General features: G+C 71.4%; 13 protein-coding genes. 9 read left to right on the top strand and 4 right to left on the bottom strand.

What is annotated here, in order from left to right; genetic code table 11:
• The first annotated feature begins 18 nt into the window (after nt 1–18).
• Complete coding sequence (locus tag NP777_RS33385) at nt 19–3,264, top strand: glycoside hydrolase family 38 N-terminal domain-containing protein (protein WP_256653914.1); 3,246 nt, start codon at nt 19–21, stop codon at nt 3,262–3,264.
• Between the two features lie 13 nt (nt 3,265–3,277).
• On the opposite strand, the gene NP777_RS33380 is transcribed toward NP777_RS33385, so the two are convergent.
• Nucleotides 3,278–4,021: a hypothetical protein gene (locus NP777_RS33380; protein WP_256653993.1), complete on the bottom strand. Its 744-nt coding sequence runs from the start codon at nt 4,019–4,021 to the stop codon at nt 3,278–3,280.
• Complete coding sequence (locus NP777_RS33375) at nt 4,018–5,394, bottom strand: right-handed parallel beta-helix repeat-containing protein (RefSeq protein WP_305890383.1); 1,377 nt, start codon at nt 5,392–5,394, stop codon at nt 4,018–4,020. Before NP777_RS33375 ends, NP777_RS33380 begins: the two co-directional genes overlap by 4 nt.
• Before the next feature lie 53 nt (nt 5,395–5,447).
• On the opposite strand from NP777_RS33375, the gene NP777_RS33370 reads away from it, so the two are divergent.
• A complete protein-coding gene (locus tag NP777_RS33370) occupies nt 5,448–6,728 on the top strand; it encodes a Dyp-type peroxidase (RefSeq protein WP_256653913.1) in 1,281 nt (426 codons plus the stop codon).
• A gap of 88 nt (nt 6,729–6,816) precedes the next feature.
• On the opposite strand, the gene NP777_RS48225 is transcribed toward NP777_RS33370, so the two are convergent.
• Nucleotides 6,817–9,021, bottom strand: coding sequence for an SdrD B-like domain-containing protein (locus NP777_RS48225; RefSeq protein WP_256653912.1), 2,205 nt, complete (start codon nt 9,019–9,021; stop codon nt 6,817–6,819).
• A 382-nt stretch (nt 9,022–9,403) separates the two neighbouring features.
• On the opposite strand from NP777_RS48225, the gene NP777_RS33360 reads away from it, so the two are divergent.
• From NP777_RS33360 to NP777_RS33340, 5 genes are all read left to right on the top strand, one after another.
• Nucleotides 9,404–10,732, top strand: a complete 1,329-nt coding sequence (locus tag NP777_RS33360; RefSeq protein ID WP_256653911.1) for a hypothetical protein — start codon at nt 9,404–9,406, stop codon at nt 10,730–10,732.
• A gap of 153 nt (nt 10,733–10,885) precedes the next feature.
• On the top strand, nt 10,886–11,824 hold the full coding sequence (locus NP777_RS33355; RefSeq protein ID WP_256653910.1) for an aldo/keto reductase: 939 nt from the start codon (nt 10,886–10,888) through the stop codon (nt 11,822–11,824).
• Nucleotides 11,825–11,868: 44 nt separating this feature from the next.
• On the top strand, nt 11,869–12,216 hold the full coding sequence (locus NP777_RS33350; protein WP_256653909.1) for a MerR family transcriptional regulator: 348 nt from the start codon (nt 11,869–11,871) through the stop codon (nt 12,214–12,216).
• A gap of 65 nt (nt 12,217–12,281) precedes the next feature.
• Nucleotides 12,282–12,959, top strand: a complete 678-nt coding sequence (locus NP777_RS33345; RefSeq protein WP_256653908.1) for an AraC family ligand binding domain-containing protein — start codon at nt 12,282–12,284, stop codon at nt 12,957–12,959.
• Nucleotides 12,960–12,999: 40 nt separating this feature from the next.
• Nucleotides 13,000–13,644, top strand: a complete 645-nt coding sequence (locus tag NP777_RS33340; RefSeq protein ID WP_256653907.1) for a LysE family translocator — start codon at nt 13,000–13,002, stop codon at nt 13,642–13,644.
• 38 nt (nt 13,645–13,682) lie between these two features.
• Here NP777_RS33340 and NP777_RS33335 read toward each other — a convergent pair whose 3' ends face one another.
• Nucleotides 13,683–14,111, bottom strand: a complete 429-nt coding sequence (locus NP777_RS33335) for a cupin domain-containing protein (protein ID WP_256653988.1) — start codon at nt 14,109–14,111, stop codon at nt 13,683–13,685.
• Between the two features lie 459 nt (nt 14,112–14,570).
• Here NP777_RS33335 and NP777_RS33330 point away from each other — a divergent pair, with 459 nt between their 5' ends.
• Together NP777_RS33330 and NP777_RS33320 are read left to right on the top strand one after the other, a co-directional pair.
• Nucleotides 14,571–16,037 (top strand): FG-GAP and VCBS repeat-containing protein, encoded by a 1,467-nt coding sequence (locus NP777_RS33330; protein WP_391858629.1) that lies wholly within the window; start codon nt 14,571–14,573, stop codon nt 16,035–16,037.
• A gap of 261 nt (nt 16,038–16,298) precedes the next feature.
• The gene (locus NP777_RS33320) at nt 16,299–17,210 is read left to right on the top strand and encodes a calcium-binding protein (protein ID WP_256653906.1); all 912 of its coding nucleotides are present in this window, start codon (nt 16,299–16,301) and stop codon (nt 17,208–17,210) included.
• Nucleotides 17,211–17,239: the final 29 nt, after the last annotated feature.

Genomic DNA, 17,239 nt, shown 5'->3' with positions numbered 1-17,239 from the left:
CCGGGAGAGAAGAGACACATGACGACGCGCGCCCTCGTACGCGACCGCCGCTGGTCCACCGACAAGGCCCGGACGAGCATGATCGGCCTCGCCGTCGCCGCCACCGCGCGGGCCGGCGGCACGGAACTGCGGGCCCTGCCGGAACACCTCGTACGCCGCGCCGGCGACGGCGCCCGGCGCGGAGTGCGCATCCTCGTCTCCGGCGACGCGCCCGCGCATGACCAGTGGACCTTCGACGTGGAGATCGCCGGGCGTGGCCGGGTGCCCGTCGAGGTGCTGCCCGCGCCCGGCGGGCCACGCCTTCTGCTCCCGCTGGAGCGCGACCGCCGCGACGTGCGCATCGAGGCCCGCAACGGCGACGCCTCGGCGGTGCTCGCCTTCGCGCTGGAACCACCGCGGGACTGGACGATCCACCTGGTCCACCACTCGCACCTGGACATCGGCTACACCGATCCGCAGGGCACCGTCCTCGGCGAACACGTCGCCTTCCTCGACTCCTGCCTCGATCTGACGCGCACCACCGACGGTTGGCCCGACGACGCCAGGTTCCGGTGGGCCGTGGAGTCGCTGTGGTCGTTCGAGCAGTGGGCCGCCGTCCGGCCGCCGGAGCGGGTCACGGAGTTCATCGAGCGGGTCCGCGCCGGTCAGATCGAGCTGACGGCCATGCCGTACAACCTCCACAGCGACACCTGCTCCACCGACGAACTCCACGAACTGCTGCGGTTGGCCCGCCGGGTGCGGGACACCTACGGGATCGACTTCCGCTCGGCCATGCAGACCGACGTGCCCGGCTCCGTCGCCGGGCTGCCGGACGCGCTCTCCCCCCTGGGCGTGCGCTACCTGTCGGTGGCGCACAACTGGGCCGGGCGCTCGGTGCCCACCACCAACGGCGGCGCGCGGTTGCCGCGCCTGTTCCGGTGGCGCGCCCCGTCGGGCAAGGAGGTGCTGGTGTGGATGACCGACAGCCCCCACGGCCTGGCCTACATGGAGGGGCCCGTGCTGGGCTTCGACACCTCCTACGCCATGGTGGACGACCTGCTGCCCGCCTATCTGACGTCGCTCGCGACCAACCCCTACCCGTTCCCGCCCGAACTCCTCGGCGCACCGGCCCCCGCGCCGGGCGAGCGCGAGCCCTACCCGTGGGACGTGCTGCATCTGAGGGTGCAGGGCCACTTCGGGGACAACGCGCCGCCGCGGCTGATCCTCGCCGAGACCGTACGCCGCTGGAACGAGACCTGGGACAGCCCCAGGCTGCGGCTGTCCACCAACACCGACTTCTTCACCGACGCCGAGGCCCGCCTCGGCGACGCCATCCCCGCCTTCGAGGGCGACTGGGGCGACTGGTGGGTCGAGGGCGTCGGCTCGGGCGCCCGGCCCCAGGCCATGGTGCGCCGCGCCCAGTCCACCGTCACCGACGCCGCCACCCTGTACGGGATCGCCGCCCTGGCCTCCCCCGCGGGGCCCACCACCGACCTGGCCACCGCCGCCCGCGGCGGCGCCGACCAGGTGTACCGGTCGGTGTCCCTGTTCAACGAGCACACCTGGGGCGCCGCCGACCCGTGGACCCACGGTGACGCGGGCGGCGAGTCGGGCGAGCAGCAGTGGCACTGGAAGTACGGGTACGCGCTGCACGGCGACAACGACGCGGACACCTTCCTCGACCACGCCTCGGCCGCGCTCGGCGCCGTACTCCCCGCCGCGGCCGATGCCGACGTGACGTACTGGGCCGTCAACACCACGGCGGCCGCGCGCACCTCGGTCGTGACGGTGTTCCTGCGCGAGAGCCGGGTCCCGCTCACGAGCCGGGTGTCGGTGGCCGACGGCCGCACCGGCGCGGAGCTGCCGCTGGTCCAGGAGGCGCAGACCAACCCGGTCCACCGGGACGCCGGGCGGTGGCTGCACATCCAGGTGCCCGATGTGCCGCCGTTCGGCGTCGTACGGCTGGACGTGACGGTGACCGGCGAGAACGGCGGCAAGGCGGTGACCTCCCCCGCTCCGCTCCGCCTCGACGGGGACGAGGACGGCGAGGAGCGCGAAGTCCGCGCCGTACCCCTGCCCACCGCCGAGGACCTGATCCTGGAGAACGACCACCTGCGCGTCCGAATCGACCTGACCAGGGCCTGTGTGGCGAGCCTCGTCGAGAAGGCCACCGGTCGCGAACTGGTCGACCAGGACGCCGTCGTGGGCTTCAACGGCTACGTCTACGACACGTACACCACCGCGGGCGGCTACAACCACCAGGCCAACAAGACGACGGTGAGCGAGGAACTGGAACTCCTCGGTTCCCGGACCCTGGCCCGCCCCGCCGTGCTCCTCGAACGCGTCGATGACGCGCTTGGCCGGCGCCTCACCTACGAGTACGCGGCGGACGGCGTCCACCGGGCCCGCACCACCGTCAGCCTCGGCCGTGACGACGCCCATCTGGTGATCGACAACCGGTTCGACAAGCCCGCCACCATGACGAAGGAGAGCGCGTACCTCGCCTTCCCGTTCGCGCTGACGCGGCCCACCGTGCACTACGAGATCACCGGCGCCCTGACCGGCACCGGCCTCGCACACGTGCCCGGCGCGCCCCAGCACATGCGTGCCGTCAGGTCGTTCGTCTCCCTGACGGACGACGGCGGCCCCGTCGCCTGGATCACCCGGGACGCGCCGCTGGTCGAGCCGGAGACCATCGCCCTGCCCTACGCGCCCTTCCCCGACTCGACGTCACCGCGACAGCCAGGCACGGTCTACTCCTGGGTGCACAACAACCTGTGGGACACCAACTTCCCGTCCCAGCAGGCGTTCCACACCACCTTCCGGTACGCGGTGGGCGTCCGCCGCCCCGGCGAGACCATCGACGCCGACGCCCTGGCACTGCGCACCGCCTATGAGGTCGACCACCCGCTGATCGGCGTACCGGCACACGGCGCCCCCGACGCGGACCGGCCGGCCGAACTCGCGCTGCTCTCCGTCGACGACGCCCGCGTCGCGGTCCGCGACGCGGCCCCGGTCCCGGGCGACGACGGCGTCGACCTGCTGGTGAGGCTCCAGTCCTTCGCCACGGAACCGGGCACGGTCCGGCTCCGCTGCGGCTTCCCCGTCGCGGCCGCCGAACGCGCCACCTACCTCGGCGACCCCGACGGCCCCGCCACCCTCGACGGCGACGACATCCTCGTGTCGATCCCCCGCCTGGGCACCACGGCGGTGCGGGTGCGCCCGGCGCCGCGGGGTCGGGCTCGTCCGGGGGCGACGGCGGAGGTGGACGGCGATTCCCGATGAGCGTGGCCGGGCGTCAGGTGGAGAACGTCGCGACCATCCACTCGGTGCCGCCGCCCAGGCGTGCCGAGAAGCGGCGGAGCCGGCCGCCCGCGTCGATCCAGTAGCGGGTGTGCCCCGGGACCGGGGCGGCGCGGGCCGGGTCCGGGGCGGCCCCTCGGGGCGTGGGGGTGGAGGGGCCCGCGAACACCGTGACGGGAACTCCTGCCAACTCCTCGCTGCCGAGGCGACGGGCACCGCTGTGCAGCAGCAGCCGGGCGTTGTCGGGGCGGTCGGCGGCCAGGTTGAGCAGCAGGAGCAGCGTGGTGTCGATGGTGGACGCCCGGGTGGTGAGCGCGCGTCGGGCCCAGCCGTGGCGGGGCGGGTGCGAGGGGAGGTGACCGGTCCAGTCGCGCCGGACGGAGACGGTGGTGCGGTCCCAGCGCAGGAGGTGGCGTCCGTGCTCGAGGACACCGCCGTTGCCATTGAGGACGGCGAGTCCGGTCGCGTGGCGCCAGTCGAGGCGGCCGGTGAGCCGGGCGGGGTGACCTTGGACCGGGATGTCGGCCGTGACCCGGGCGGCGCCGCGCCGGTAGTTGGTGAACCGGGTGAGGGCGAGCAGTTCGGCCTGCGGATTGGTCAGGGCGGGGGCGGTGGTGGCGGATACCGGAGGGTGCGGCTTGTCCTGGGTGCACGCCGAGCCGCCGAGGAGGGTCAGAAGGGTCAGCGCGATGGAGCGGACCGGAAGGGACGGCAGGGCGCGGCGGTGTGGTGGCGTCATCGTGCGGTCGCACCGTGGCGGGGGCGGGTGGCGAGCAGATCCGGAGCGGGGAGGGGTACGCGGTCGGTGTGTACGTCGCCGGGCAGCTGGCGGGCGGGGGTGGCGGGTGCGCTGCGGGCGTGCGGAAGTTGTGGCTGGGCGGGGGGCGGCGTGACGTCCAGGAAGGCGATTCCGGCTGGTGGCCGGGCGGTGCGGGGCGCCGCGGCGGAGGACCGGCGGTTTCCCTCGGGGCAGGGGGCGGTGCGGGGGAGGTTTTCGGGACGGGTGCGGTGGAGGGTGTTGCCGCGCAGGCAGTTGCCCTGGCCGGGGGATCGGTCCGAGGCCTGGTAGGCGATGTCGACCGCGTTGTCGGACAGGGTGTTGTCCTCCAGCCGGTTGGCCAAGGGGGGCACGTCCTCGTGGGAGGCGAGCACGACACCGGCGTGTGAGTTGCCGCTGACGCGGTTGCGCAGCAGCACGTTGCGCTGCCCGCCGGCGATGCCGATGCCGATCCCGAAGCCGCCGTCCGCCTGCTCGGGGGTGTCGCGGGCGTTGTTGTCGGCGACCAGGTTGCCGGCGACCACGCCGCCGGTCTGGGGTACGTAGGCCTCCTGGTAGTCGGTGTTGACGGTCAGGCCGACCCGGTTGCGGGTGAAGCGGTTGCGCAGCACCCAGATGGGTCCGCTGGCGTTGGTGCCCTCGTAGCCGATGGCGTTGTGGTCGGCGATGTTGTCCTGGACGAGTACATGGCAGGGCTTGCACTGGCCCACGTAGAAGCCTGAGTCGGCGCTGCCGGAGGCGTGGTCGCGCTCGATCACGCCGTGCCGGGCGTTGAACGCGTAGATGCCGTACAGGCCGTTGGCATGGGCGGTGACATAGCGGACGCGGAAGCCGTCGAGGGGAGGGAAGCGGGCCGGGTCCAGGTGCTGGTAGCCGTCGCTGCCGCGGCCGAGTCCGCCGTCGGCGTCGCTCATACCGGTGACCAGGACCCCGTTGAGGAGGTGGTTGCGGACGGTCAGGTTCTCCACGGAGACGCCCGCGGCGGTGACCACGATCCCGTTGGAGCGCCGCCCCTGGCCGTCGATGATGACGCGGTTGCGGTCGGTGCCCCGCAGCACCACGCGGTCGGTACGCACCCGCACGCTCTCGTGGTACACGCCGGGTGAGACGAGCACCAGGTCGCCGGGGCGGGCCCGGGCGAGGGCGGCCTTGATCGTCGGCGCCTGAACCGGCACCCGGATGGTGGCGGACCGGGCCGGGTGGGCGGGGGCGTGGCCGTCGGTGGTGGCGGACGGCCCCGAGCAGCCGCCGCACAGGAGCGCCGCGACCAGCACGCCGCCCAGCGTCGCGGCGCGCCAACGGCCGTGTGCCCGGCGGACGATGAGCGGCCTCATGTGCGCTTTACTCCGATCCGTAGGGACAACGACCCTTAGCTTAAAGTGCTCGAATGACCACTGACAGTACTCGGTTGGGTGAATCAGGTACGGGGCGGCGGCCGTCGCGGCGCAAGGCATTGGCGACGGGCACAGCGGCCATGGCGGCTGCCGGGATCACCGGCTACGCGGTCGCCGATCGGGGACGGTCGGCCGCTCCCCCGGACGGTGCGTCCCGGGCGGGGTCCTCCGGGGCCGGGCCGTCTTCCGTATCGGCGGTCGTGGCCGTGCCCGCTCGGGGTGGTCGGCAAGCCGGGGTCGACCGCCCGGTGCAGCCCCAGCAGCACGTGGCCCTGTCGGTCTACGACCTGCCAGGAGCCGGACACCCGGACGCGCCGGGCAGTGACTTCGCGCGCCGGAGCGGGTGGCCGGCCGCCGCGTTGGGCGCCCGCGTCCGCACGCTCACCACGCGGGACGGTGGCGCGGCCTTGGGCGGACTCCCGCCGGGCGACCTGACCGTCACCGTCGGAGTGGGCCCACGCGTCGTGGCCGCCGTGGACAGCGAACTCCCCGGAGCCCGCGAACTGCCCGGGTTCGCCCGGGAGGAGATGTCCGACTCGGCCCGGGGCGGCGATCTGATGGTCCAGGTCTGCGCGTCCGACCCGCAGGTGGTGACACTGGCCGACGGCGCCCTGAGAGCCTGGCTCCAGGAACACTCGGTGGCGCCGCGCTGGACGCAGCACGGCTTCCGGCCCCCCGCACCGCCCGTACGACCCGGGCAGGCCGGGCAGCGGGTCCCGATGCGCAATCTGCTGGGCTTCCTGGACGGCATCGTCGTACCACGCACCGGACGGGAGCTGGACCAGGAGGTCTGGCTTCCGGCCCCGGCCCGGGTGCGGGGCGGCACGGTCTCGGTGGTGCGGCGCCTGCGGCTGGACGTGGCACGTTTCCTCGCCCAGGACCTCGCACAGCAGGAGCGGATGATCGGGCGGCGCCGCGCGGACGGGGCGCCACTGAGCGGCGGCGGCCCGGACGCGCCCATGGATCTGGGCGCCAAGTCCGCGCGGGGCCGATACCTGGTCCCGGCCATGGCGCACGCCCGCCGCGCCAACCCGAATGGCACGGGCAGCGGACTGATGCTGCGGCGCGGCTACAGCTACGCCAACGGGCCGGAGGACCGCGGGCTGCTGTTCATCTGTTTCCAGCGGGAACTGCGCACCTTCGTGGCGACGCAGCAGCGGCTGGACGACGGCGACGAACTGTCCTCCTTCGCCACGGCCACCGCCTCCGGCGCCTTTCTCGTGCTGCCGGGATTCACGGGGGCGCGTCCGCTGGGTGGGTCGCTGTTCTCCTGAGCCCGGAAGCGAGCCTGGCGGAACCGGAGGTTCCGGGCCGCCCGTACCGGTGCGGCCCGGATCCTCGTGGCTGACGCGGGCGACGGGGTCAGGTGCCCGCCCACATCCCGGCGTCCAGATCGTGGTTGACCGAGCCGGGAGGTCCGGTCGTCACCTTCGCCACCGCGATCGGGTCTGTTTCGTCGCCGCCGGTCGGCTCGGCGTCCGAGTTGGTCGCCGGGTCGCGGCCCGTGGTGCGCGTCCACATCAGGTCGTCGAGTGTGGTGATGTAGTTGGGCAGCTTGTTGATGTCGACGGTGCTCTTGTCGAACTCCACCGTGTAGTCGGTGTTCGGTTCGAGCCCGTCGCGATGGTCGAAGTAGTACTCGCCCTTGTCGTCGGTCTTCTTCCTCGCGATGACCTTCCCGGTGGAGTCCTTGAGGGTGACGGTCATGCCCGGGATACCGAGGGCTTCGTCGTTTCTGGAGTTCTGGGTGCCGCCGCCGTCGTCGAGCCAGACCCGGTTGCCGATCTGCACCGGTGGGTCGTCACAGAGCAGTTCCAGGTCGCCCAGGCCATTGGCCTTGCCGAAGCCGCCGTCGGTGGCGTAGACGACCCCGAACCCGTCCTGGGTCGCGTCACGGTGGCCCGTCGTCCGGTCGAACCACCCGACCCCGCCGGAGGTGATGGTGCGCCACGGGTCGAGGAAGGTGCTGGCGATCGTGTCCTGCTGGAGCGGCAGGGCGAGCGCGCCCCACGCCGTCTCCCGATGGCCGGTCCCGGTGTGCCAGGTGTCGCCGGTGAACCACTCGTTGCCGCCCTGGGGGCGGGGACAGTCGGCGCTGCCCTCCCAGTGGTAGGTGCCGTCGGACTTGCGGCAGACCTTGTTGGTGTCGCCGCCGGTGACGGTGGACTCGATGGGACCGTTGGGGTTGGCGTTGGGGATCTGCAGCCCGGACTGGTCACCGAACCGGTCGCGGAAGCCCAGGACCAGGCTGCCGTCGCGCTCGATCTCGATGTCGCCGAGCATCGGCTGGGGGTAGGCCACGTTTCCCATGGGGAACTGGGCCAGGTTGTCCCGCGTCCACGGCTTCCAGTCGCCCGGCGTCGGATCATTGGCCGGGTCGCGGGGGAAGTTCAGCGGTTCGTCGACGATGGGCGCGGCGCCGAACGCGCCAGTGGTGGGGTCGTACGTCCACACCACCGCGCGCAGTTTGGTGGCGTCCTGCGTGCTCTCGGCGGAGCAGACGCCGCCCGCGTACACCACGCCGTCGCGCACGCCCAGGCCCATCGGCCGCCAGTCGCCGAGAGGGGTGCAGGCGGAATCCGGGATCGGGACCGGTACGCGCTTGGGGCCGGTGGCCGTGGCCTGCGTCGCGTCGTAGGTGTAGAGCTTGCCGTCGTTCATGTTGACGACGTACAGCTCCGAGCCGTCCGAGGAGATGTCGACGTCGCCGAGGGACTCCTTGCCGGGCCGGCTGGAGAACGCGGCGTCCACGCGGCTGCCCTGGTTGTGCGCGGTGGTTCCGGCGTTCGGCACCGTCGTGAACAGACTGGTGGCGCCTGTGGTCCGGTCGGTCACGTAGATCGCGCCCTGGGGGTCGGCACCTGGGCCGCCGGGGCCGTACTCGGTGTGGCGCTTGGCGTAGGCACCGGAGAAGAGCCGCTTGTCCTTCTTGCGGTAGGCCAGCCCGTAGACATTGCCGGTTTCCTTGACCGTGGCGATCGGCTTCGGGTTCGTGGTGTTGCCCTGAGTGTCGCCGCGGGAGTTGTACGGGAAGGTGACCAGCGTCTTCTCGCCCGGCTTGGTCGCCGCCTGCTGACAGGCCGTGACCAGGGTGGGGTTGTCCTGGCAGTAGTCGTCGGGGTTCCACACGGCCATGTTGAGCGTGGCGTCCCGGCCACCGTCCATGTCCACGTAGTTGAGGTGGGAGGACAGCCCCGTGCCGGCGAACGCCGGCTGGAGGAAGCCGGTGCCGGTGACCGGGTCGTACTTGTCCGGCCAGTTGATCAGCTCGACCTTGTACTTCCCCTTGGAGCCCGCCCAGGTGTCGAAGTCGATGGTGATGGTCCCGTCGGGACCGACCGGGTAGTTCCGCGACTCTCGTGAATGGTCGCTCGTGACGCGAATGGTCGCCCCGGCCAGGGCGGTCTGGATCCGCGGATCGAGCGTGCCCTTCGCGGCGTACTCCCTGAACACATTGACCGTCAGTTTGCCCTCGCCGGTCTGGGCGGTGGCCGGGGCGGCGGGCGCCAGCAGGGCACCGGCCCAACTCAGCGCCAGCACCGCCCGCCAGGCTGTTCGTCTGATCACGTCATTCCCATCTCTGCCTCGCTGTCGCCATGGAGCGGGACCCGGAGCTGGTTCGCCCGGAGCCCCGGTTCGGTGGCTTTCGGCAGGAGAAACACGGGTCAGGTCCAGGACGCCAGGCCCCTCTTGAGCCTTGATGAAACGCCGCCCCCTCGCTGCATCACAGCCACACCCCTAGCTCAGAGTAGTCACACTCACACTGAATGTGACTATTACCCGAAGGGGTGATCCCGGCTCCACCAAGTCGGTCGCGAGGTGTCCGGTACGGCGAAAACTCACGGGCCGGATGTCACAGCCGTGCGATAGAAAACAGTTCAGCCGCGGCATCCACCGCTGACGCACGGAGAGATCGCGGCGTGGTCGCGACCTATCCCTGGGGGGACTGATGTCAAGAAGACGGGTGGCCTGGGCCACCATCGGCACTGTCGCACTCCTGTTGTCCGGCACCCCGGCGGCGAACGCCGCGGAGGGGCGGGCTCCTGACGTCCGGTGGGCGCACAGCGTCTCGGAGGATCTCGGCACCCTGGCCGTCAGCATCAGCTCCGACAGCGCCATCACGGGAATCAGGGCCCATATCGTCTCCGCGGCGACACAGCGGGAAGTCGCCGTCGTGGAGCACGAGGCGTTCGGCCTCGTCTCCGGCACGCCGGATGACGGCGTATGGCACACGAAACAACCGCTGAACCTCGCCGATCTGGGCAGCTACACCGTCCGCATCGAGGCTGCGGACACCGACGGCGACCGCACCACCGACGACTCCGCGGGCACTCTCGCCTACTACGTCGCGGCGGTGGTCGAGGACGTGCGCACCGACCGCACGGAGGTCGACAACGACCACCGTCAAGTGCGCGTCGACGGCCTCCTGAAGGGGCGATGGCCGGCGACCCGCGAGCTGAAGCCCTTGGCGGACCACCCGGTGGACCTCGATGTGGATTACTGGACGGAGGACACCGTCCGCACCGACGCGGAGGGGCGTTTCTCGGGCACGGTCACCGTGAACGACGCGGTGCCGATCCAGGTCGTCTACCGGTACGACGGCAAGCATCCGAACGTCCTGTACGGCGAGTCCCCGTTGACGCGGATCGGGGTCCGGCCGATAGCCACGCGCTGGACCGTCCAGGCTCCGGCGGAGGCCCGGACGATCGACTTCGGACAACAGGTCACCCTCACGGCGACGCTGGAGCGCGAGACCCCGCAGGGCTGGGTTCCCCTGGAGGGCCAGAGCGGCGGGGTGCTCTTCGAGCCCTCCTCCGGCGGTCAGTTCACCAGTGTCGGCTATTTCACCACTGGCGGGGACGGCGAGGTCACCTTCACCCACGCCCCGTGGGAGACCGGTAGCTTCCGCGTGGCGTCGCACAGCGACGACCCCTTCATCGCCTCCGCCTCCTCGAACAGCGCCAAGATCACCGTTCTGCGTGCCTCGGCCTTCACCTCGTTCTCGGCCGTCCGTACGCAGGACGGCAGTGTGCACGTCGAGGGCGCCATGGACTTCCCCGATGGCTGGACGCCCGCCACCATCCCGGTGCACATCCAGTACTCGCCCGACGGCGAACAGTGGACGGACCTGCTCACGAAGGAGGCCATCTGGTCCGGCAGCGGTCACGCCTTCTCGGCCGACATCGCCGACGCGAAGGACGGTTACTTCCGCGCACACTTCAAGGCGACCGACTCATTCCGCGCGGCGACGTCGAAGACTGCGAAGGTGAGTCGCTGACATCCACGGCGCTGGACGCGGCGGGGCGGCGGGGTGGCGCCTCGCCCGCCACCGGCCCGGGGCCGGTGGCGGGCGGCCCCGGGCCACGCCCCGTAACTATCCGCCGCGGCCGCTCTTGACCTGGAGCGCGCTCCAGATCCGAGCATGGGCGGCATGCACACCACTGACCCCCACATCGTCCTCGGGACGATGGACTTCGGCACCCGCGTCGACGCCGACCGGGCCTTCGCGATCCTCGACTCCTTCGTCGCGGGCGGCGGTGTCTGGCTCGACACCGCGAACTGCTACTCCTTCTGGAGCGACCCCAGTGGCGTCGGCGGCGCCAGCGAGCGCCTCATCGGCGCGTGGCTCCGGGCCCGCCCCGGCGTGCGCGACGCGGTGCGGATCGCGACGAAGGTCCGGCAGAACCCGCTCATCCCGCACTCCTGGCCGGAAAGCGCCGAAGGGCTCTCCGCCCGCGCCATCCACGACGGTGTGGAGGAGAGCCTGGAGCGCCTGGGAGTCGATCACGTCGATCTGCTCTGGGCCCACGCCGAGGACCGCACCGTGCCGCTGGAGGAGACGGTCGGCGCCTTCGGCGAGCTGGTCGCGAAGGGAGTGGCCCGGCGAGTCGGGGCGGCCAACCATGCCGCCTGGCGCGTCGAGCGCGCCCGGTCGCTCGCGCGCGAGCGGCGCGTCGAACCGTGGACGGCCCTGCAACTGCGCCACTCGCTCCTCCAGCCGCGCCCGCTCACACCCGTCGCGGAGTCCGGCCACCGCATGCTCACCGCCGAGGACCTGGACCTCGCGCGGTCGGAAGGGCTCGCCGTGTGGTCGTACACCTCGCTGATGTGGGGCTCGTACGTACGCGCGGACAAGCCGCTCCCGCCCACCTATGATCACCCCGGGACCACCCGGGCGCTCGCGGTCCTGGACGACATCGCCGACGAGCTCCCGGCCACGCGGAACCAGGTCGTCCTCGCATGGCTGATGCGGCAGGGGATCGATCCCATCGTCGGCGCGAGCCGGGTGGAACAGATCGAGGAGGCACTGGCCGCACGGCGTGTGCGGCTCGACGACGAGCACCTGGCGCGCTTCGCCGAAGCGCGCTAGTGACGGGTCATCAGCGGTCACAAGCGGTCACAATAGGGAGCCCCATGACCACCCTCACCCCGGCAGCGGCCGCCGACCGCACCGGCGTCTCCATCGACACGCTGCGCTACTACGAACGCGAAGGGCTGATCGGCCCGATCCAGCGCTCCGCCGGCGGGCGCAGGGAGTACACCGAGAACGACATCTTCTGGGTGGGCCTGGTCACCTGCTTCCGCGAGGCCGGCCTCGGCATCGCGGACCTGAAGGGGTTCGTCGCCATCCTGCGCGCCGAGCACCCTCCGCAGGACCGGGTCGCCTTCCTCCGCGAGCGCCGTACCGCCCTGGAGGAGCGGGTGGCGGCGCTGCACCGGGCCATGAAGGTCCTCGACGAGAAGATCGCCTACTACAGCTGAGTTCGAGGGTCCGTGGGGTCGGCGCGCGGCGCCTCGGTGTCGTAACCACCGGTAGCTGGCGGTCGATGCCGGAAACCCGCCAGGAGGCCTCCCCGCCGCCCCCGGTGACGCCTCGGAAGGCGTCACCCCGTAGCGGAGGAGGCCGGCTGCCGCACGGCTACCGCCTCGATGCCCACTCCCACCCCCAGGGGCAGCTGGTGTACGCGGCCGCCGGCGCCCTGGCCACCACGACCGAGCGCGGCACCTGGGTCGCCCCGGCCAACCGGGTGACGTGGACGCCGCCCGGATTCGACCACTCCCATCGCTTCTACGGCAGGACCGACGCCCGGCTGGTCGTCATCCCGGCCGAGCCGTGCGACGCGCTCGTGGCACACCCCAGCGTGTTCGCGGTGAGCCCGCTGCTGCGCGAGGCGCTTCTGGCGCTGACCGATCCGGCCCTGCTCACCGGCTATTCGGAAACCTGTCTGCGCCATGTCTGGAACTACCAGGCATACGCGACATGGATCACCGAGCTCATACACAACGCCGGTGACGCTTCCCACGAAGGAGAATTCCGCAAGCAGATCGCCCGAGCGGAACTGGAACGCCAATTCAACTCGCCCACGGCGAACCGTCTCTTCGGCGAACTCGCCGCCGGGGTGAATGAGGACCCGGGGCGAATGGGGACACGGGGTGAAGGGGGGTGGCCGTCGGGATACCGGGACGCGGATGGGTCTGGAGCGGACGTTCCGGCTTCTGTTTGAATGCCTCCTGTAGCCGAGCCGGTCCAGGAGGGACGGACACATGGTGTCCACGGAGAGCATTCTCGCGTTCGCGGCGATGTCGCTACTGGTGATCGTGATTCCGGGGCCGAGTGTGCTGTTCGTGGTCGGCCGGGCCCTCGCCTACGGCCGCCGCACGGCCCTGGAGACGGTCCTCGGCAACGTCGTCGGCTCCTATCTGCTCGTGATCGCCGTGGCGTGGGGTCTCGGCGCGCTGGTGCAGAGCTCGGCGGCGGTGTTCACGGGCGTCAAGCTGGCGGGGGCGGCGTATCTCGTCCATCTGGGCGTCCAGGCGTTCCGGCGCCGCGGGGACATGCGCGTGACGGACATGGAGGTCCCGGCCCGTGCGCACCGCGGCCATCTGCGCACGGTCCTGGACGGCATCTTCGTCGGCGTCACGAACCCGAAGGGCATCGTCTTCTTCGCGGCGGTGCTACCGCAGTTCGTCAACCACTCGGCGGGCCACCTTCCGCTGCAGATGATGGTGCTGGGCCTGGTCCCGATCACCATCGGACTGATCACGGACACCCTCTGGGGCCTGGGTGCCTCGGCGGCCCGTTCCTGGTTCGCCCGCTCCGACCGGCGGCTGTCGATGGTCGGCGGGGCGGGCGGCCTCGCGATGATCGGCCTGGGCGTGACCGTGGCGGCGACCGGTCGCGCCGACTGACCCGGCGCTGGGCGTCCGGGTGTGGCGTCAGCGGCGGCTCACGCGTCCGGGCGGGGAGCCCGCAGATGCCGGCGCCGGGCCAGTTCTTCGTCGTCGACCAGGGTGAGCATGGGCCGGCCCGGGGCGCAGAACATGGTGACGACGAAGCGGCTCCAGGCATCCTTCCGGTTGTTTCCGTCCTGGTAGTGGATGACGTCGCCGCCCGGTTCCCAGAACGTCTCCCCCGCCCTGATCACCCGCTCCGGCTCGCCTTCCAGCTCGAAGAGCATCTCGCCCTCCAGCACATACCCGAAGGCGGGGCCCGAGTGCCGGTGCGGGGGGAGGCCGGGGGTGCCGGGCGGGTAGTCGACACGGATCGTCATCCCCTCCGCCCCCTCCGGCACGAACGGCGGTTTCGCCGACTGCAGCACGGTGATCGCCGAACTCAGCTCCGCCAAGCGCGCTTGGCTCTCGGCGCTGCCCGGCATCGACTCCTCGCTCGGCATGGCGAGACCTCCAGGGGGTGGGCCGGCTGGGGCGGGGGAGCCCGTCGGCGTGGTCGACGGGTCACCTTTCGCCGGGCACCGAGGGCTCATGCGTCCAGATTGCGACGGGGCGGGGCGGGGGGCACGTGGGCCGGGGCCATGGGGGTCCTCACGGTCGGTGACGGAGGCCGCCGTAGGCGCCCAGGGCGGCTCGTTGACACGGGCGGCGGCGGCCGTCCGGCATACGTCCGGCTTCTCCGCCTTTGACCTCAAGTTCAGTGCCCCGCATAGGCGTTGGACCGCACCCGGGGTTGATCACGGCCCTGTCTCGTTTTCCTTCGGTTACGCAACCGTTCAGCTTTCAGACAGCTCTCCTTCCATGACTCTTCCGTTCCGGCCGCCGGGGGAGACAGGTGGCGGTCGGGGCTCAAGGGCGACCGATGCGTTTCTCATGGAGGATTTGTGCGCAATAGAACCCGAGGTGTGGTGGGCGTGGCGGTGGGCGCCTTCGTGACCGCCGCCGTGGCCGCCGGGGCCGGCGCCGTGGTGACGAACGGCGACGGGACCGACCAGAAGCAGCCCTCCCCCACGGCTGCCGCCGCAGGGAAGACCACACCGGGCGATATCGACGGCGACGGCTACGCCGACCTCGGCGTGGGCGCGCCCGACGGGACCGTTTCGGGGAAGTCCAAGGCGGGCTACGTGGGTGTGACCTATGGCGCCAAGGCCGGGGTCGACACCAAGCGGCACGGCACGTTGTCGCAGGCCAGCCCGGGAATTCCGGGGACCCCCGAGGCCGGGGACCACTTCGGCTCGGCCGTGGTGCGCGGCGATGTGGACGGGGACGGGTACGGCGATCTGATCGTCGCCGCGAACTACGAGGCCATCGGCAGCGTCAAGCGGGCCGGTTCGGTCACGGTCGTCTTCGGCTCGAAGGACGGCCTCTCCAGCGACGCCATCGCCTTCCACTCACCCAACGTCACCGCCTACGCGCTGTTCGGCGACACGATGGCCGTCGGCGACTTCAACCACGACGGCCGCGATGACATCGCCATCTCGGACGGCACCAAGGTCCAGGTCGTGAACGGCGCTGCGAACCTGCGCGAGACGGCCACCCCCAAGATGTCCAGCGTCACCCCGCCCGGCGGCGGAGCGGGCATAGAGCACCTGTCCTCCGGTGACATCAACGGGGACGGCTTCGCCGACCTGGTCACCGTCGCCTACCAGGACGACCCCGCCGACGAGGGCACGCTCGGCGTGCTGCCCGGCTCGTCCAGGGGGCTGAAGAGCACCTCGCTCGGCAAGGACGTACCGCTGCCGTTCGCCTCGTACCGGGCCGTGGTGGGTGACATCAACGGCGACGGCAAGGACGACGTCGTCACGGACACCAGCTTCACGGACGGCCCGGACGACGCGCGCCTGCGGACGTACCCGGGCACCGCCGAGGGGCTCGACGCCGCCCATCCGGTGAACTGGACGGGCAAGGCCCAGAACGGCATCGCCGCCCGGCTCACCGACATCAACGGCGACGGCCACGACGACCTCGTCGTCAGCGACACCGCCGCCGAGGCCCCCGGGGGCTACAACGACGCCGGTGCCATCACCGTGCTCAAGGGCACCAAGGACTGGCTGACGGACGCGGGGGCGCAGACCTTCTCCCTCGACACCGAAGGCGTCCCCGGCGACATGACGGGCAACGACAAGTTCGGCGACGCCATCTCGCCGGCCGACTACAACGGCGACGGCAAGCCCGACCTGGCCGTCGGGGTCCCGAACCGGACCGAGGGCGCGGGCGCGGTGGCCCTGCTGTACGCGGGCGCCGACGGGCTCACCGCCGAGGGCTCCGCCCTCATCGGGCCGGGCGATCTCGGCTCCCCGGCGGACGACGCCGCCTTCGGCAAGGAGTTGTCCGGGCCCGCTACCAAGTAGCAACGGCTCGTGGTTGTTCCGGTGGCCCGGCCCGCGTTCTTCCGGGCCGGGCCACCGGCCCAACCGGGGGATGAATTTATGGTGAATCACACCTGACCGCGCACTGTCCTGCCGCGGCCGATCGATCAAACCTCGCTGGTCAGGACAGATGTGGGTCGGCCGGACGCGGGCTCGGACCGCTTACGCCATCGCACAACCAACCGCGAACCCAGGAAGTCACACGCAGTTGTCACCACCCCCTACGCCTCATGGAGGTTGGCAATGCGTTCTCCCCTGGTCAGCCGCCGGATCCCAGGTGCCGCGTCGGCGCTGACCCTGGCTCTCGGCACGGCACTGGCCGCTCCCCTCGTCCTCGCCGGTACGGCCGCCGCCGCGGCGCCCTCGGCCACCGCCGCGTTCAGCCCGAGCGACCACGCGATCCTCTACACGGCCGCTTCCGGCCAGACCAACAAGGTGGCCGTCACCGCCTCGAAGACCAGCGGCCTGGCGAAGATCATCTACGTGATCGACGACTCCGTCCCGATCACCGCGGGCAGCGGCTGCGCCTACCCCGACAGCACGGACCACACCAAGGTCTCCTGCACGGTCGAGACCCTGGAGAGCCAGGACCCGTACGCCACCCTGAAGATGTCTCTCGGCGATGGCAACGATGTCGTCAGCTACGACAACACCACCGACCAGACCTACTACTTCGCCTCCATCGACCTCGGCGCCGGTAAGGACACGCTGACCGAGACCGACGGCAGCAACGGCAACTACGTCAGCGGCGGGACGGGCGACGACAACCTTACGGTGGGCGCGTACACGGTGGTCTCCGGCGGCGACGGCAACGACACCATCCACGCCGCCGAGGGCACCATCGCCCAGGGTGGCAACGGCAACGACACGATCTACTCCAACGGCGAGGAGAGCTCCGTCGAGGGCGGCGCGGGCAACGACGAGATCCACGGCGGCGCGGGCCGGCAGCATCTGTCCGGCGACGACGGCGACGACACGATCTACGGTGGGGCCGGAGACGACTTCATCTACGGCGGGAAGGGCGACGACGTCCTGTACGGCAACAGCGGGAACGACACGATCTACGGGAACAGCGGGGACGACAAGCTGTACGGCGGCCCCGGTACGGACACCCTGTCCGGGGGGCCGGGCAGGAACGTCGTCCACCAGGACTGACCCGTAGCCGCACCGCGGCAGGGCACCGG

It is taken from the genome of Streptomyces rugosispiralis (assembly GCF_024505145.1).
Lineage (GTDB): Bacteria > Actinomycetota > Actinomycetes > Streptomycetales > Streptomycetaceae > Streptomyces > Streptomyces rugosispiralis.
This window is presented reverse-complemented; position numbering and strand designations above follow the sequence as displayed.

What these genes read in the sequence shown, in the direction of transcription:
- NP777_RS33340 (WP_256653907.1), top strand. Translation starts at nt 13,000, where the DNA reads ATGGTGTCCACGGAGAGCATTCTCGCGTTCGCGGCGATGTCGCTACTG.
- NP777_RS33350 (WP_256653909.1), top strand. Translation starts at nt 11,869, where the DNA reads ATGACCACCCTCACCCCGGCAGCGGCCGCCGACCGCACCGGCGTCTCC.
- NP777_RS33335 (WP_256653988.1), bottom strand. Translation starts at nt 14,111, where the DNA reads ATGCCGGGCAGCGCCGAGAGCCAAGCGCGCTTGGCGGAGCTGAGTTCG.
- NP777_RS33360 (WP_256653911.1), top strand. Translation starts at nt 9,404, where the DNA reads ATGTCAAGAAGACGGGTGGCCTGGGCCACCATCGGCACTGTCGCACTC.
- NP777_RS33355 (WP_256653910.1), top strand. Translation starts at nt 10,886, where the DNA reads ATGCACACCACTGACCCCCACATCGTCCTCGGGACGATGGACTTCGGC.
- NP777_RS33375 (WP_305890383.1), bottom strand. Translation starts at nt 5,394, where the DNA reads ATGAGGCCGCTCATCGTCCGCCGGGCACACGGCCGTTGGCGCGCCGCG.
- NP777_RS33385 (WP_256653914.1), top strand. Translation starts at nt 19, where the DNA reads ATGACGACGCGCGCCCTCGTACGCGACCGCCGCTGGTCCACCGACAAG.
- NP777_RS33320 (WP_256653906.1), top strand. Translation starts at nt 16,299, where the DNA reads ATGCGTTCTCCCCTGGTCAGCCGCCGGATCCCAGGTGCCGCGTCGGCG.
- NP777_RS33380 (WP_256653993.1), bottom strand. Translation starts at nt 4,021, where the DNA reads ATGACGCCACCACACCGCCGCGCCCTGCCGTCCCTTCCGGTCCGCTCC.
- NP777_RS33345 (WP_256653908.1), top strand. Translation starts at nt 12,282, where the DNA reads ATGCCGGAAACCCGCCAGGAGGCCTCCCCGCCGCCCCCGGTGACGCCT.
- NP777_RS33370 (WP_256653913.1), top strand. Translation starts at nt 5,448, where the DNA reads ATGACCACTGACAGTACTCGGTTGGGTGAATCAGGTACGGGGCGGCGG.